This is a genomic window from Salinibius halmophilus, from assembly GCF_003577475.1.
GTDB lineage: Bacteria > Pseudomonadota > Gammaproteobacteria > Pseudomonadales > Natronospirillaceae > Salinibius > Salinibius halmophilus.
The window spans coordinates 130,923-146,525 of the sequence record NZ_QPEP01000010.1; the positions used below are offsets into that span (position 1 = coordinate 130,923).

General features: G+C 50.1%; 11 protein-coding genes. 7 read left to right on the top strand and 4 right to left on the bottom strand.

The genetic code is table 11. The features are described 5' to 3' along the window. Window positions 1-52: 52 nt before the first annotated feature. Together DUW71_RS12675 and DUW71_RS12680 are read right to left on the bottom strand one after the other, a co-directional pair. Window positions 53-3,169 (bottom strand): efflux RND transporter permease subunit, encoded by a 3,117-nt coding sequence (locus DUW71_RS12675; RefSeq protein WP_119395628.1) that lies wholly within the window; start codon window positions 3,167-3,169, stop codon window positions 53-55. 1 nt (window position 3,170) lies between these two features. After that, window positions 3,171-4,241: an efflux RND transporter periplasmic adaptor subunit gene (locus tag DUW71_RS12680; protein WP_119395629.1), complete on the bottom strand. Its 1,071-nt coding sequence runs from the start codon at window positions 4,239-4,241 to the stop codon at window positions 3,171-3,173. Between the two features lie 75 nt (window positions 4,242-4,316). Here DUW71_RS12680 and DUW71_RS12685 point away from each other — a divergent pair, with 75 nt between their 5' ends. From DUW71_RS12685 to fadA, 4 genes are all read left to right on the top strand, one after another. After that, window positions 4,317-6,215, top strand: a complete 1,899-nt coding sequence (locus DUW71_RS12685; protein WP_119395630.1) for an ATP-binding cassette domain-containing protein — start codon at window positions 4,317-4,319, stop codon at window positions 6,213-6,215. After that, window positions 6,215-6,697, top strand: a complete 483-nt coding sequence (locus DUW71_RS12690; protein WP_119395631.1) for a hypothetical protein — start codon at window positions 6,215-6,217, stop codon at window positions 6,695-6,697. The genes DUW71_RS12685 and DUW71_RS12690 overlap by 1 nt, the downstream gene beginning before the upstream one ends. Window positions 6,698-6,822: 125 nt before the next feature. Next, a complete protein-coding gene (gene fadB, locus DUW71_RS12695; protein ID WP_233546130.1) occupies window positions 6,823-8,940 on the top strand; it encodes a fatty acid oxidation complex subunit alpha FadB in 2,118 nt (705 codons plus the stop codon). 12 nt (window positions 8,941-8,952) lie between these two features. Then, the gene (gene fadA / locus DUW71_RS12700) at window positions 8,953-10,128 is read left to right on the top strand and encodes an acetyl-CoA C-acyltransferase FadA (RefSeq protein WP_119395632.1); all 1,176 of its coding nucleotides are present in this window, start codon (window positions 8,953-8,955) and stop codon (window positions 10,126-10,128) included. Window positions 10,129-10,146: 18 nt separating this feature from the next. Here the strand turns inward: fadA and DUW71_RS12705 are convergent, their stop codons facing one another. Further along, window positions 10,147-10,929 (bottom strand): hypothetical protein, encoded by a 783-nt coding sequence (locus DUW71_RS12705; RefSeq protein WP_119395633.1) that lies wholly within the window; start codon window positions 10,927-10,929, stop codon window positions 10,147-10,149. Window positions 10,930-11,086: 157 nt separating this feature from the next. Here DUW71_RS12705 and topA point away from each other — a divergent pair, with 157 nt between their 5' ends. Both topA and DUW71_RS12715 read left to right on the top strand, forming a co-directional pair. Beyond that, on the top strand, window positions 11,087-13,720 hold the full coding sequence (gene topA, locus DUW71_RS12710) for a type I DNA topoisomerase (protein WP_119395634.1): 2,634 nt from the start codon (window positions 11,087-11,089) through the stop codon (window positions 13,718-13,720). Next, window positions 13,678-14,571, top strand: coding sequence for a DUF72 domain-containing protein (locus DUW71_RS12715; protein WP_119395635.1), 894 nt, complete (start codon window positions 13,678-13,680; stop codon window positions 14,569-14,571). Before topA ends, DUW71_RS12715 begins: the two co-directional genes overlap by 43 nt. On the opposite strand, the gene DUW71_RS12720 is transcribed toward DUW71_RS12715, so the two are convergent. Further along, window positions 14,546-14,908: a hypothetical protein gene (locus DUW71_RS12720; RefSeq protein ID WP_119395636.1), complete on the bottom strand. Its 363-nt coding sequence runs from the start codon at window positions 14,906-14,908 to the stop codon at window positions 14,546-14,548. The two genes, DUW71_RS12715 and DUW71_RS12720, sit on opposite strands and share 26 nt — an antisense overlap. 179 nt (window positions 14,909-15,087) lie before the next feature. Here DUW71_RS12720 and DUW71_RS12725 point away from each other — a divergent pair, with 179 nt between their 5' ends. Next, window positions 15,088-15,600, top strand: coding sequence for a GyrI-like domain-containing protein (locus tag DUW71_RS12725; protein ID WP_119395637.1), 513 nt, complete (start codon window positions 15,088-15,090; stop codon window positions 15,598-15,600). Window positions 15,601-15,603: the final 3 nt, after the last annotated feature.

Sequence of the window (15,603 nt, forward strand, 5' to 3'; positions counted from 1 at the left end):
AGAGCCTAGCAGGTGGCAAAAAAAATGCCCGCTAGGCGGGCATTTTTGGCACTTAGCGCTTCGGAAGGCGCCACATCAATAAACATGGTGTTAGTACAAGCGTTAATATGGTGGCGAAGGTTAAACCGCCGCCAATCGCTGTCGACAGCTGTGTCCACCATTGTGATGAGGGCGAGTTGAAAGTGATCGAGTTATTAATAAAGTCGATGTTCAACGCAATCATCATCGGCAGTAATCCAAGCACGGTGGTCACCGTTGTCAGCATGACTGGGCGAAAACGCTGGGCAACCGTGCGCAGAATGGCGGTACGAGCATCAATGCCTTGGCGATACAGAACGTTGAATGTATCGATCAATACAATGTTGTTGTTCACCACAATACCTGCCAGTGCCACAATACCAATGCCACACATCATGATGCCAAACGGCTGATTGGTCACCAGTAGACCCAGCAATACACCAGCTGTTGAAAACACAACTGAGGTTAGAATCAAGCCAGCTTGATAGAAGCTCGAGAACTGGGTGACAAGGATGGCCAGCATTGAGAAGATGGCAATACCAAACGCAACGCCCATAAACGCACCCACTTCTTGTTGCTCTTCAAAGTCGCCAACAAAACTAGCGCTGACATTGCTTGGCAGCTCACCTGAGCGATTAGCTTCTACAAACCGCTCGGTTAGCTCGTTCATCACCAAATCCAAGCGTGCATCACCCACCAAGTTGGCTTGTACATTCATTGCCAGCTTGCCATCGGTGCGAGAAATGGTTGGCTGCTTCATTTGTGGGTAGCGCTCAATAAAGTTCGAAATTGGCACCTGACCCGACACCGTCGCAAGGGTAATTTGGTCGATTTGATCCAACTCACGGCCGTTGTACGGGTAGCGTAGGCGAATATCGAGCTCGTCTGAGCCAGTCGCTGGCCTAAATGAGCCAACATTAACACCAGTGGTCACCATTTGGATTGACGTACCAACCGATGCGATATCGGCATTAAAGCGTGTTGCGGCTTCGCGATCGACCAATACTTCCCATTCCACACCAGGCATAGGTAAATCATTGCCAACGTCGGTTAGGCGCCCGTCATCTTCAAGCCAGCGAGTGATGGTGGCAACGCCTTTTTGCAAGTCCTCATAGTTATCGGACACAACTTCAATTTGCATGTCGATACCCGTAGTTGGACCCATCGCCGGCACCGATTTTTCTACTCGAACACCAGCGATTTCACTGGCTTTATCCACTAGAGCTTGCAGTTCGGTTTCGCCAAACTGACGTAGCTGCCAGTCAACAAACTCCATCTGAATGGTGCCTATGGTATCCTCGGCAGCACCACTGCCAGCAGCCGCAACGACCGTGGTGTAGGCTGACTTCACCACTGGCTCTTGCAGAACAATACGCTCCACTTCGCGGACTATTTCATCGCGCTCAGCTAGCGACAGGTTGCCGCGAGCTTTTACTTGAATGTTGCCAAACTCAGAATCAATTGCTGGGAAAAACTCGGTGCCATTATCCGACCACATAAACAGGCCAATGAGCACCAAGATTACACCGAAAACACCGCCCAGTACGCCAGCAGGCCCCCAAACTCGGTCTCGGGTAAAGAAGGCGATCATGCGTACATAACCACCTAAAAAACCAGTCATCTTAGTTGGGTCGCCTTCTTCGGCTAACTCAATGTTCTTTTGCACCTTTGGCGTTGCCGGTAGTGCTTTGCCTAATAGCATGCCAAAGGCAGGTACCACAATCAGCGATACCACAAGCGATGAGCCCAGTGTTGCCAATACGGTGATTGGCAAGTACTTCATAAAGTCACCGGCAATGCCTGGAATAAAGAGCAGAGGTATAAATACGGCAAGTGTTGTGGCAGTCGATGCGATGATTGGCCACGCCATTCGAGTCGCTGCTTCACGATAGGCCGTACGCCGGTTAGCGCCTTCCAGTAAGCGACGGTCGGCATATTCAGTGACAACGATGGCGCCGTCTACCAGAATGCCGACGGTGAGGATCAATGCAAACAAGGCAACAATATTTAGCGTGTAACCCATGGCATGGATAATTAAGATGCCGGATAGGAACGACGCAGGAATCGCCAAACCGACCAAAATAGCTGAGCGCACCCCTAAAGCCAGCAGGATAACTATGGTCACCAAAAATGTGGCAAGAAGCACACTGTTGTACAGGTCGTTAAGCGTTGTTCGCACCTGTGCTGATTGGTCTTGGGTAAAACCAGCGTCAATACCTTCCGGCCAAAACTCTTTGGTCGTCTCAACTGTGCCGCGCACTTCATCGAGTGTGCCAATGATGTTGGCACCAGCGCGCTTAACAATCTCGAGCGTTACGGCAGGGCGCCCATTTACCCGTGAAATTTGCTCGAAATCTCGGTAAGTGCGTTGACCTGTGGCGATATCGCGGAAACGAACAATGGTGTCACCATCTTTTTTCACCGGCAGGTTAAGAATATCTTCTTCACTAGAGATCAATCCCGGTACTTTAACCGCAAAGCGACCCGCGCCTGTGTCTAGGTTACCGGCTGTTACCAAACGGTTGTTGTTAGCGATGACGTTATAAACTTCTGAGTGAGACAGGTTGTAGCTCGCCATCAGCGTTGGGTCGATGATGATTTCTGCTACTTCTTCTCGGTTGCCACGAATAGGCGCCTCTAGTACGCCAGGAATCGCTTCAATGCGCTCCTGCAGGTCTTCAGCGACAGTGTACAATACCCGGTCGTCCACATTACCAGAGAGTGTTACCACCATTACCGGAAACGCCGCTAGGTTAATCTCCATAACATTGGGATCACTAGCATCTTCGGGCAGTTCAGGTTTAGCGCGGTCTACACGGTCTTTGGCATCGTCGATTGCTTCGTCAATGTCGACCCCAAGTTCAAATTCCAGTTGTAGCGATGCACTGCCTTCGTTGGCCTCAGAAACAATTTCTTTCAACCCTTCAAGGCCCTTAAGCTCTTGATAGAGTGGGTTAACTAGCATCTTGTCGGCATCTTCAGGCGAGATACCTTCTTGCGTTACGGTAACAATAGCGAATGGAATGGTGACATCCGGCTGCGCTTCTTTTGGTATGGTTAAGAAGGAGCTGATGCCCATAATCATTAGCAACGCAAACAGCAAGATCACTGTGCGCAGCTTTGATAATGACGCGTTAATTAGTCCTAGCATGCTAGTCTCCTGCGTACTCAACGGATACCAGTTCACCAAGCTCTACAAAACCCTGGCCACGCGTAATGATATTGGCACGCTCGCCTAATCCGGTAACCCAGGCGCCGTCTGTTTGCGAGCGAAGTAACTCTACTTTGCGCCACTGTACGCGGTTGTTGCTATCTAGCACTTTTAAGCCAAGGTCACCCTCGTTATCAAGATTGAGCAACGCTGGCGAGACAAAGTGGGCTTGCCTGGTTGGTAAGCGCAGTGAAACCTCAGCGGTCATGCCATCAGCTAAACGGCCTGTCTCGTTGCTCGCTTGAAGTTCAATGGCAAAGGTGCGCGTGGCAGGGTTGGCCGTTTTAGATATAAAACGCACTTGTGCAGCAAAGGTCTCGCCAGTCGTCAGGGTGATCTCTGCTTCGGTATCTAGAGATACTTTACCTATATCGCGCTCGGCAACCTCAGCGTGAATGACCACTGGGTCAAAGTCGATGATTTCACCCACTGGTTGGCCGGTACTAACAAAGCTACCAATTTGCACGGCAAGCGAGTTGAGGGTGCCTTCAAAAGGTGCTTTAACGCTTGTGTGCTCAAGGCGCAGCTCAAGCGACGTTACTTGGGCTTTCGCTGATTCTAGCGCCGAGCGCGCCGCTGCGAGTTGGGTTTGGTTTTGCAAACCACGGTCTACCAAGTTTTCGGTAGCGTTATACTCTTGCTGGCGCTGATCGACCAGTGCCCGTGCTGAACGTAACTGCGCTTGCAGATCATTTTGCTCAAGCTCAACAATGGTTTGCCCAGCTTGTACAAACTCACCTTTACGAGCATTGATGGAGCGAACTTTGCCGGCCACCTCAACAGCAACCTGAACTCGGCGGTCTGCAGCAGTCGTGCCTGTAACCACTAGCTCATCTGTCATGGTACGTGCCACTGACCTGTCAACTAGTACAGAGGCCAGCGTGTCAGGGTTTTGCTCGGCTAAAGATGGTGGCAGGCTTTGTTCCTCGGCCGAAACAACACCAATGCTCAGCCAGCCGACCACTGAAAGAGTTAATACTGCGGCCGCTATTTGGCCTGAATGAATGCGCATGCTCGCAAATCTCCTAGGTATCGAAACGCTATAACCTTTATAATCGCTGCCAGAAATGAATATTCGAGGACAACTATGCCACTGGTAACTCTAGATGAAGTTTCCATCGCTCATGGAGATAAACCACTGTTAGACCATGTTTCCTGGCAGCTAGACACGCAACAACGTGTCTGCCTAATGGGGCGCAATGGTACTGGTAAATCCACAATGTTAAAACTGTTAACACAGCAGCTTTTGCCAGATTCAGGTACGGTTCGATGGGATGAGGGGATCACTTTTGGCTATTTACCCCAGGATCCACCCGAACCAACCGATGAACTAGTCCGTGATGTGGTCGCTGCGGGTAAAGGGGAAGCAGCCCAGCTACTGCAAGAGTTTCAGCAGCTTTCAATGGACCCTAATGCTGACCTAGATCGGTTAACTTTTCTTCAAACACGGATAGATGACCTAGACGCATGGCAACTTGAACAGCAAGTGAACCAACAGCTAAAACGCTTCGGGCTTGATGGCGATCAACCGCTCAAATCTTTATCGGGTGGTTGGCGCCGACGTGCTTGGCTTGCCCGAGCGCTCATTAGTAACCCAAGTGTGCTGATTTTAGATGAGCCGACTAACCACCTAGATATTGGTGCCATTGAGTGGCTCGAAGAGTTTTTATTGTCATTCCAAGGGTCAATTATTTTTATTACCCACGACCGCCAGTTTGCCAATAAGGTCGCCAATCACTTTGCCGAGTTAGATCGCGGCAAGCTTTACCCTTACAAAAGTGATTTAGAAGGGTTTTTGGCCTACCGCGAAAAATGCCTAGAAGATGAAGCCAAAGCCAATGCTGAGTTTGATAAAAAACTAGCACAAGAAGAAACCTGGATTCGACAAGGCATTAAAGCCCGCCGCACTCGCAATGAGGGCCGAGTGCGAGCCCTCAAACAGTTGCGTAATGAACGTCGCGAGCGGCGCGATCAAATGGGCAAGGCTAGTTTTGACATTGGCCAAGCAGACAAGTCGGGTAAGTTAGTCTTCGAATTTAAAGACCTAACGCTCTATACCCCAGAAAAACCCTTGGTCAACGGCTTTACCAGCCAGGTAATGCGCGGTGATCGCATTGGTTTGGTAGGAGTGAATGGCTGCGGCAAAACGACGTTGCTTAAGGCCTTGCTAGGTGAGCGCGAGTTAAATGGTGGCACACTGCGCACAGGTACCAAGCTGGAAGTAGCTTATTTCGACCAAACGCGGGCGCAAATCGACCCTGATAAAACGGTAATTGACAACCTAGAGCATGGTTCTGATTTTATTGGTGAAGGAAAGCGTCACATTCTAAGTTACTTACAAGACTTTCTATTTACCCCAGAGCGTGCCCGCAGCCCAGCAGGGGTGTTAAGTGGTGGTGAACGTAATCGCTTGTTGTTAGCCAAAATGTTTTTGCAGCCTGCTAACTTGTTGATTCTCGACGAGCCAACCAACGATCTCGATGTGGAAACACTAGAGCTATTGGAAGAACAGTTAACCAACTTCACTGGCACTGTTATGTTGGTATCGCACGATCGTGCCTTTCTTGATGCCCTAGCGACGCAATGCTGGGTATTCGAAGGTGATGGTGTGCTGCGAGAATATGCCGGTGGCTTCGCCGATGCCAAAATGCAAGGCGCACGCCTACCGACCGAAGAGGTCGTCAGCGAAAAATCAGCCGCGAAAGCGGCTGACAATCCGCCTGCCAAGGCAGCAGCGAAACCGGCCAATAAACCAAAGAATAAGTTGTCTTACAAACTACAGCGCGAGTTGGATAGCTTGCCGGGCGAAATTGCCGAGCTTGAAGCGAAAGTGGAAGCTAGCCAAGCTGAGCTGAGTTCCTCAGAGTTTTTAGCGTTACCACATAGTGAGCAGATGCCTAAGTTTGAGGCCCACAGCCAGATGGAAACCGAGCTTGAGGGCAAAATTGAGCGTTGGATGGAACTAGAAGCGCTACAGGAGGAATAATGGGATTAATTATCACTGGGTTGGCGTTTGCCGTCGTCGTCGGCGCTTGGTTGTGGCTGCGACCAAGCCCAAGGGAGCGGCGCATTAATAAGCTGCACACCGATGCGTTTGCCAATGGCTTAAAACTTAGATACGAAAGCCTGCCCGATATGAGCAATGAAGGCCGGGTGCGCGAAGCCAAAAAGCCGTTTACTTTTTTTAATCGCGAGTTCAAAGAAAAACAAGCCTGGCCTAGCTACACCCTGTTGCGCACGCAAGGTGAGAGCAGTAAGTACCTGCCTGTCGGCTGGTATTTGCAGCAAGGGGAAAAGCTTGACCGCGATGTCATTGAGCAACATCTTTTTGCCAAGCTGGCTCAGCTACCAGAGGAGGTGGTGGCTGTCACTCAGTGGCCACTGGGTATTGGCATTGCTATTGATGAGCGCCGTGAACTAGAAATTGAACAAATTAAACAGTGGCTGGATATTATACAGTGGAATTAAATTCACAAAACCAATCCAATTGTTTCCATTAATTCCCAAAAAGCAGGGGCTAACCGACAAATGTTAGCCTTTTTTTTTACCTTGCTAAGCTCTTTAGGGTGGAAGGTCAGGAAAGAGGCAGAATTATGTTTGCAGGTCAGACCATTTTTGTGGAGCGCAACGGCGAGTTCGCTGAACTCATCATCGATGCCGTTGATAAATCAGTTAATACACTCTCGAAAGCAGCGCTACAAGAGCTCGACGATGCGCTAAAAACCGTGGCCGCTAGTGATGTAAAAGGCCTACTCATTTATTCAAAGAAAAAAGACTTTGTGGTGGGGGCAGACATCACCGAGTTCATTCCTATGTTTGCGCGTGGTGAAGAAGCGCTTGTAGCAAACTTGCTGCGCACACATGCAATTTTTAATCAGCTTGAAGATATGGCCATTCCATCTGTGGTGGCCATTTCTGGCAATTGTTTGGGTGGTGGTTTTGAGCTAGCGCTGGCTGGTGACTTTCGGTTAGCTACAGAGGATGCCCGCATTGGTTTGCCAGAAACCAAGTTAGGGATTTTCCCAGGCTTTGGTGGCACCGTGCGCCTAAGCCGTCTACTCGGCCCAGACAATGCACTAGAGTGGATTGCCACGGGGAAAGATCAGCGAGCCAAACGGGCACTTAAAGATGGTGCGATTGATGGCATTGTAGAGAAAGACAAGCTATTGGACGCGGGTCGGGCACTGCTAGCAGACGTGGTCAGCGAGAAGCTGTCTGTTGCAGGGCGTCGGGCGCAAAAAACTGGGCCATTAAAATTAGCGGAAATGGAACAGTTGATGGCCTTTCAAACGGCTAGAGCGGTGATTGCTCAGCAAGCTGGCAAAAACTATCCAGCGCCACTAGCCGCCTTAAGTGCCGTGCAAGATCATGCTAACTTGCCACGCGACGCAGCCGTGCGGGTAGAAGCTAAGTACTTTGCCAAGGTTGCACGTGGGCCGGTGGCAAAAGGCCTAATTTCACTGTTCTTGGCTGATCAGCACTTAAAGAAAGTTGCCAAAGGCTGGAGTCAAGACGTGGCCGATGTTGAACGCATGGCCGTTTTGGGCGCTGGCATAATGGGCGGTGGCATTGCTGGGCAAGCAGCCAAGTCTGGTATGCTCGCTTTGATGAAAGATGTCGCGCCACAAGGCATTGAGCAAGGCTTAGCCGAGGTCAGTGGGGTGCTGGGGCGGCGCGTTGCGCGCGGGCGCATGAAGCAAGAGGACATGGTAGCGGCATTAAACCGTTTGTGGCCTACGATGAGCTATGGTGATTTTGATAAAGTCGATGTCGTGGTGGAAGCCATTGTGGAGAACCCAGACATCAAAGCCAAGGTTTTGGCCGAAACAGAACAACAGGTTCGCCCAGATGCCATTATTGCCAGCAACACCTCCACCATTCCTATCACTTTATTAGCCCAGTCCCTACAACGGCCAGAAAACTTTGCTGGGCTGCATTTTTTTAATCCCGTCCACCGTATGCCATTGGTCGAAGTGATTCGTGGTAAACAAACCTCAGATGAAACCGTCGCTAAGCTGGTAAAAGTTGCCTTGCAAATGGGTAAGCAGCCGGTCGTCGTCAATGACTGCCCAGGCTTTTTTGTAAACCGGGTGCTGTTTCCTTATTTCTTCGGTTTTCTCTCGTTAATCGAACAAGGCGTGGATTATGCCCGCATCGACAAAGTGATGAAGACTTTTGGCTGGCCAATGGGACCGGCTGAGTTGTTAGATGTTGTAGGCTTAGACACCGCTGTACATGCCCGTGCGGTGATGGCCAAGGGTTTCCCAGATCGCATGGCGATAGCTGGCGAAGGGCCGTTGGAGGCTTTGGTTACGGAAGGGCGCTTGGGTCAGAAGTCGGGCAGTGGTTTTTATCAGTTTGTGCCAGATAAAAAGGGCCGCGCGCAACCACAAGTGGATAATGAGATCGTCGAGCGGTTTGCCAAGGCGGATGTGGCCATGAGCGATGAGCAAATTGTCATGCGTATGATGATTCCTATGGCCTTTGAAACCATTCGTTGTTTGGATGAAGGCATTGTGCAGTCTGCTTCCGAAGCGGATATGGCATTGATCTATGGCCTAGGCTTCCCACCATTTAAGGGTGGCTTGCTGCATTGGCTCGATCAGGTTGGCATGGCCACAGTATTGAGTGCGAGCGAAGCGTGGCAAACGCTTAGCCCATTGTATGCGCCACCCGAGGGTGCAACCGCCAACCGTAAGTTTTTTGCATAGGAGGATGCGACCATGACATTTAAAGATAATGATGCCGTTATTGTCGATTTCGCTCGCACACCAATGGGCCGCTCTAAAAATGGTAGCTTTCGCAATACGCGTGCTGAGTCACTGTCGGCTAATTTAGTTAGTGGTTTGCTGGCACGCAATGAACTGCTGGATGCCAGCAAAATAGATGACGTGATTTGGGGGTGTGTTAACCAAACATTAGAGCAAGGCTGGAATATTGCTCGTATGATGCAGTTATTGACCGATATCCCTAAAACAGTGCCAGCGCAGACCGTCTCGCGCCTCTGTGGCTCCTCTATGTCGGCACTGCACACTGCTGCCCAAGCCATTCAGTCTGGCAATGGTGATATGTTCCTTATTGGTGGCGTAGAACACATGGGTCATGTCAGCATGATGCACGGGGTTGACCCAAACCCAGCGTTGTCAAAAAAAGTCGCCAAAGCTGCTGGCCATATGGGGATGACCGCCGAGCTGCTAGCGCGCCTGCATGGTATTGGGCGCGACATGCAAGATCAGTTTGGCTATCGCTCTCACCAACGTGCACATCAAGCCACAGTGAACGGCTGGTTTGACAACGAAATCATTGGTCAAGAGGGCCATGATGAGCAAGGTAGACCTTATTTAATGCTGCATGATGAAACCATTAGACCAGATACCACGGTGGAGGGGTTAGCTGCGTTAACGCCGGTGTTTGACCCGAAACAGGGGACGGTTACCGCCGGTACCAGCTCGCAGATTACCGATGGCGCAAGTGCCATGATTGTGATGTCTGGGGCGCAAGCGAAGGCCCTAGGGGTGGCACCGCGTGCAAGGGTTGTGTCGATGGCAGTGGTTGGGGTGGACCCTTCTATTATGGGCTATGGCCCAGTACCTGCAACCGAACTGGCCCTCAAACGTGCCAAGCTCTCGATGCAGGACATTGGCGCGGTAGAATTAAATGAAGCCTTTGCTGCGCAAGCTTTGCCTGTGTTGAAAGACCTACACTTGCTCGACGACATGGATGACAAGGTCAACCTGCATGGTGGCGCGATTGCCCTTGGGCACCCATTTGGCTGCTCTGGCGCTCGCATCACTGGTACCTTACTGAATGTTATGGAGCGCAAAGACAATCAATTTGGTTTAGCAACGATGTGCATTGGGTTAGGGCAGGGGATAAGCACCATTATTGAGCGGATCTAGTCTAGCCATGCCGCTGGGTTAACTGCCCGGCGGCTTGCCTTGTTGCATCCTAGCGTCTTCCTCCATCAGGGCTTCAACAATGATTTGGTCGGCCTCTTTTTTCATTTCTTCTTCGCGATGCGACTGGTAAACACCGCTGACTTGTTTGGCAATTTCCTTGATCTTGTCGCTCTTGCCTTCGAATTCTAGTTCGGAAGCTATGAGCACCTCTTTGGCGTGTTTATAGTAAGCCGCGGCCTTGAGACGATCGCCCATGGCTTCGTGGTTGTCACCAATGCGCAAAAAAGACTGTACTTCGCAGCGCAACATCAAGGTACGCAAGAACGTCTTATACTCGTTTGCTTGTGCCCCAGTAATGCCGCCTTGTTCAGCCAGCTTGCTAATCATGCGTAGTGTGCGCCCAACATGTTTGCGAAGTTTTGCGGTTTCCCGCTCACTTTCTGGGGCGTGCAGCGGCTCGGTTTCAAGGATATCTTCATCATTGGCAATTTCTTCACGAAGTTGCTCTAGGCGTTGTTGCCAATAAGTAAGGTTTTCCGATTCTGCTTCGGCGTCGAGGTTCAGCCAAAGGTTCACAACATACTGCATTTCTTCAACAATGGCCGAGGCAATCGCTTGGCGGCCGCAGTACTCACGAATGATGCCAAAGGTCTCGATCATTTCTTGTAAACGCAAATGATAGGCGCGCACAGTTGACAGCTTGGCGTTCTGCTGCTCTTCTTCTTGCGTAGCAACTTTGGCGATGACGATGCCGCCAACAACCAAAACAAGCAAAACAAACGTAAACAGCACAATAAGCATACAACTCCTTGCAAAAACCTTGTGAGACTCACATTAAGGGTACTAAATTTTAAAAAAAGCGGTAGATAAACTTGACCTCGGTTGAGTTTCCCTTGTATACCTCGCGCTTTAGTAAGGCAATTTAAACATTTGACGTTAGCCATAGGACATTTTCGGCATGGGCAAAGCTCTGGTAATTGTGGAATCACCGGCAAAAGCCAAAACAATTAATAAGTATCTTGGCAACCAATACATTGTGAAATCTAGTGTTGGTCATATCCGTGATCTCCCTACCGGTGCCTCGGGCAGTAAAATAGACCCAAAAGAGCGCGCCCGATTAGCGGCAGAAGCGCGCAAGTTACCACCAGAGGAGCGTGAGCGCCGCAAGCGTGAGCGCAAGCATGTGCAATTAATTGAGCGCATGGGGGTGAACCCAGAAAAAAACTGGGAGGCGCATTACGAGCTCTTGCCGGGCAAAGAGAAAGTGGTAGAAGAGCTTCGTCGAGCCGCTAAAACAGCTGACGTTGTTTATCTCGCAACCGATTTGGACCGCGAAGGGGAAGCCATTGCTTGGCACTTACAACAAGCCATAGGTGGTGATGCTCAAAAATATCGTCGTGTTGTGTTTAACGAAATCACCAAATCAGCCATTCAAGAAGCGTTCTCTAAGCCAAGTGACGTTGATCTTGACCATGTGCACGCTCAGCAAGCACGCCGCTTCCTGGATCGTGTGGTTGGCTTTATGGTGTCGCCGCTATTGTGGGAAAAAGTAGCACGTGGTTTGTCGGCAGGGCGCGTGCAGTCGGTTGCGGTGCGCTTAATTGTTGAGCGTGAGCGTGAGATCCGAGCTTTTAACCCTGAAGAATTCTGGATGCTTAATGCAGACATGGTTGGTAAAAACGGCCAAGCCGAGTTTGAAGTGGTTAAGTATCAAGGCAAAAGCTATCGCCCAACCAGTAAAGCCGAGAGCGATAAACTAGTCGCTCTCTTTTCTGGCGCCGAGCCAGTGGTGAGTAAGCGCGAAGATAAGCCGACTAAGTCAAAGCCAGCGGCACCCTTTATCACCTCAACCATGCAGCAAGCGGCGAGCACCCGCCTTGGTTTTTCGGTGAAGAAAACCATGACGTTGGCGCAACGCCTATATGAAGCGGGTCATATTACCTATATGCGTACCGACAGTACCAACCTGTCAAAAGACGCATTAGAGCAAGTACGCAGCCATATTGGTCAAGAGTATGGTGACAAGTACCTGCCCGAACAACCGAATTTTTATGGCAGCAAGAAGAACGCACAAGAAGCGCACGAGGCGATTCGCCCAACAGATGTTGCTACTGCACCTGGCAGTATTGATGCCGAGCCAGATGCGAAGCGTTTGTACGAGCTAATTTGGCGCCGATTTGTTGCCTGCCAAATGACCCAAGCCGAATACCTATCAACGACGATTGAAGTGACCTCAGGTGACTTTATTTCGCGGGTAAAAGGCCGTATTCAAACATTTGATGGTTTCACTCGCGTGATGCCAACGAAGACTGACGAGCCAGAGTTGCCAAACATTCAGCAAGGCGAAACGCTTTCGCTGGCTGATGTTAAACCTAGTCAGCACTTTACCAAGCCGCCAGCGCGTTTCAGTGAAGCGGCACTGGTCAAAGAGTTAGAAAAGCGTGGCATTGGTCGTCCATCGACCTATGCTGCCATTATTTCAACCATTCAAGACCGTGGTTACGTGCGTTTAGAAAACCGTCGCTTCTACGCTGAGAAAATGGGTGACATCGTGACCGACCGCTTAGTCGAGAGTTTTAGTGACTTGCTTGACTACAGCTTTACTGCCGAGATGGAAAACGAGCTAGATCATATCGCCAAAGGCCAGAAAAACTGGCAAGCGGTATTAGATGAGTTTTATGGCGAGTTTAAAGCGGCGCTGGAAACGGCAGGGTCCGACACTGGCATGCGCGCCAATGAACCAACGCCAACGGATATCGACTGCCCAACCTGTGGTCGCAAAATGATGATTCGTACCGGCTCTACAGGCGTGTTCTTAGGCTGTTCTGGTTATAGCTTGCCGCCAAAAGAACGCTGTACGCAAACCATGAATCTAGCGTCGGATGAAGACATTGTGAATGCCGATCTAGATGACGATGATGCCGAGACACATGCGCTGCGTCAGCGTCGCCGTTGCCCTAAATGCAGCACCGCGATGGATTCATATCTGGTAGACGATAAGCGCAAACTACATGTGTGTGGCAATAACCCAGATTGTGATGGTTACGAGATTGAACATGGCACCTTCCAACTTAAGGGGTACGACGGCCCAACGCTTGAATGTGATAAGTGTGGCTCGGATATGCAGCTCAAGTCTGGGCGCTTTGGTAAGTACTTTGGTTGCACCAACGATGAGTGTAAAAACACTCGTAAAGTGCTGAAGAATGGCCAGCCAGCACCGCCGAAAATGGACCCAGTGCCGATGCCAGAGCTCAAGTGCCTAAAGGTAGAAGATACCTATATCTTACGTGATGGCGCATCTGGTTTATTCTTGGCAGCGAGTCAGTTCCCGAAAAATCGTGAAACTAGACCGCCAAAAGTGGTTGAGTTGGTACCACACAAAGAAGAAATTGATCCTAAGTATCACTACATTATTGAAGGCCCACGCTTTGATGATGAGGGCAATCCAACAGTGATTCGCTTCTCGCGCAAAATGCAGCAGCAATACCTGATGACTGAAAATGAAGATGGTAAAGCGACGGGTTGGCAAGCCTATTACGAAGACGGTAAGTGGGCGGTGAAAGAAAAGAAAAAACGCTCTGCGAAAAAGTGATCAGTGACCAACTACCGTTCTATATTGGCCTACCGGCTTGGCAGCATAACGCCTGGCCGGTTTGGCTAAACGACAAACAGCCGCTAACGGCTTATAGTCGTTACTTTAACTGCATAGAAGGCAATACCACTTACTGGCAGTTACCCTCAATTGAGCGTGTGAAACGCTGGTATCAACAAACGCCAGCGCACTTTCGCTTCGCTATGAAAGCGCCCAAGGAGTTGTCGCATAATCGCCTAGATGATGCGCAAACACTAGCGGCATTTTTGGCTGTATTGGATGCGCTTGCAGACAAAGCCGGTACTAGCTTTATGCAGCTGCCGGCAAGCTTTGGGCCAAAACAGTTGCCCCAGTTGCTTCAATTTATTGACCACTGGCCAGCCGAAAAGCCGTTGGCGATTGAAGTTCGCCATCCCAGTTGGCATGACCGCAGTGACGCCGAGCGACGGTTAAATAACCTTCTAAAAGAAAACAATATCGAGCGTGTCGGGTTCGATACCCGCTCGTTATTTAAGCGTGAAGCGCAGTGGTCGCAGCTGGCGCCTGAGCGCAGCGAGGGTCTTGCAGATGCCCTGCAACGTAAGCCACGCGTGCCTACCAAGTTGGCTGGCTTTACCCACACACCAATGTTGCGAGCCCTGGCTTGTTATCACGAGTCAGATCGCCAGCAAGATTTTGGTCGCTGGACCAACCAGCTACAAACTTGGTGCCAGCAAGGTAAACAGCCCTATTTGTTTTTTCACACTCCCGACCTACAAGATGCCCCACAACTATGTGAGGCGTTTCTTGCCGAGGCATCAACGGAGCTTAACTGGCCTGCGGTACCTAGCCAGCCAAGCCTAGGCTGGTAAGGTCAAGCTCTAGTTGTACCGGTTCTATTTCAATATAGTGGTGCTCACGTTCAAGCAGTAGTTCGCAATCACACTGCAATAACAGTTCGTCTAGGGCGGAGCGGTCGATAGACTTGAGCCACTTTTCTTGCGTTACAATCACTGTATGCTCGCGTGACTCAATCAGTGCAATAAGATGAGCCGGCGATTCTAGGCGACAGCGCAGTACTTGCTTGCTATCGAAGCCTGCGTCACGGCACCCTTGCTCGGTTGGGTACCAATCGACGCCAGCGAACGTGATCCAGCGTGAATGATCGCTAAGCGTTGGGATGCTAACCATGATGTCGTTGCGTGTCATAAAGTTCCCATACAGTTGTTTATACAGTATGTGTATAGGTATACAGCCAAAAGTTTTGTTTGGCAAGTGAACAACGAAAAAAAACCTTGTTTATTAAATGTAGAAATATCGACTTGTCACATTTCTTTCAGAACGCATTTGATTCAGAATCAAAAATAAAGTCATGGATGTTTTGCGCAATGGGCGTCATCAGCAATTTAGACATACAAGTTAAATTAAAAGGCAGGGCGAGGTTGCCTGCTTTGCACGTGGCTGGGCGCGCAACCAACTCACCCGAACTAGAATATGGCGTGTTGTATCGCTTTTGGGAGCAACAGTTAACTCGAGGCTTGCTAGACGAGCTTGTCACATATTTGCCTGACCGGTTAATCGAAGACACCACCATTGCTGTGTACGGGCTAAAGCCTGGTGCTTTATACCGTTATCTTATTGGTGCAATGATCGCTAGTCAGCAGACAGTGCCTAGCCGTTTTGATCATGTCAGCATTCCTGGTGGCCACTACTGGCACTTCATCGTTCGTGCACCGTACTGGATCGAGACAGAAGAGCTGTGGCAAACAGTAAAACAACGATGCAGCTGCCAAGCAGTGGATAGCGCAACTTACGGCATCGAGCTCTACACCAATCAATACATTCAATCGCAAGAAATTCGTCAAATTGAATTTCTTATGCCGGCGGAAGTGGTAGGCTAAACG

Excerpts from the sequence above, each read along its gene's own strand:
- DUW71_RS12675 (WP_119395628.1), bottom strand. The coding sequence starts at position 3,169 with ATGCTAGGACTAATTAACGCGTCATTATCAAAGCTGCGCACAGTGATC.
- DUW71_RS12680 (WP_119395629.1), bottom strand. The coding sequence starts at position 4,241 with ATGCGCATTCATTCAGGCCAAATAGCGGCCGCAGTATTAACTCTTTCA.
- DUW71_RS12685 (WP_119395630.1), top strand. The coding sequence starts at position 4,317 with ATGCCACTGGTAACTCTAGATGAAGTTTCCATCGCTCATGGAGATAAA.
- DUW71_RS12690 (WP_119395631.1), top strand. The coding sequence starts at position 6,215 with ATGGGATTAATTATCACTGGGTTGGCGTTTGCCGTCGTCGTCGGCGCT.
- fadB (WP_233546130.1), top strand. The coding sequence starts at position 6,823 with ATGTTTGCAGGTCAGACCATTTTTGTGGAGCGCAACGGCGAGTTCGCT.
- fadA (WP_119395632.1), top strand. The coding sequence starts at position 8,953 with ATGACATTTAAAGATAATGATGCCGTTATTGTCGATTTCGCTCGCACA.
- DUW71_RS12705 (WP_119395633.1), bottom strand. The coding sequence starts at position 10,929 with ATGCTTATTGTGCTGTTTACGTTTGTTTTGCTTGTTTTGGTTGTTGGC.
- topA (WP_119395634.1), top strand. The coding sequence starts at position 11,087 with ATGGGCAAAGCTCTGGTAATTGTGGAATCACCGGCAAAAGCCAAAACA.
- DUW71_RS12720 (WP_119395636.1), bottom strand. The coding sequence starts at position 14,908 with ATGACACGCAACGACATCATGGTTAGCATCCCAACGCTTAGCGATCAT.
- DUW71_RS12725 (WP_119395637.1), top strand. The coding sequence starts at position 15,088 with ATGGGCGTCATCAGCAATTTAGACATACAAGTTAAATTAAAAGGCAGG.